1 protein-coding gene is annotated in these 262 nt (G+C 59.9%); it reads right to left on the bottom strand.

The window, feature by feature from the left end; all coding sequences use genetic code 11:
* Positions 1-262: SDR family oxidoreductase (locus SB771_RS35145; protein WP_410722063.1), on the bottom strand; the 262-nt coding region annotated here is incomplete at both ends.

Here is a 262-nt window from a genome sequence, read left to right as displayed (position 1 = left end):
GCGCAGCACCGGTCGTCGCTGATGCCTGCCTGGAGGCGACATAGACCACCATATTCGCAACCTCTTCTACCGTTGCGGGTCGCTGGATGATAGAGGTCGGTCGATAGGTCTTCACGAAGTCAATACCGACTTGCTCAAAGGACCCGTCGGCCGTGATTTGGTCCTTAAGCATTTCGCCCGCTCCCTCGGTAAAAGTCGGCCCGGGCAGGACCGAATTCACTGTCACGCCGATGCCTGCCATACGCTTCGCGAGGCCGCGAGC

The sequence above is a fragment of the Burkholderia sp. SIMBA_051 genome (assembly GCF_046534915.1).
Classification (GTDB): Bacteria; Pseudomonadota; Gammaproteobacteria; order Burkholderiales; family Burkholderiaceae; genus Burkholderia; species Burkholderia ambifaria.
This window is presented reverse-complemented; position numbering and strand designations above follow the sequence as displayed.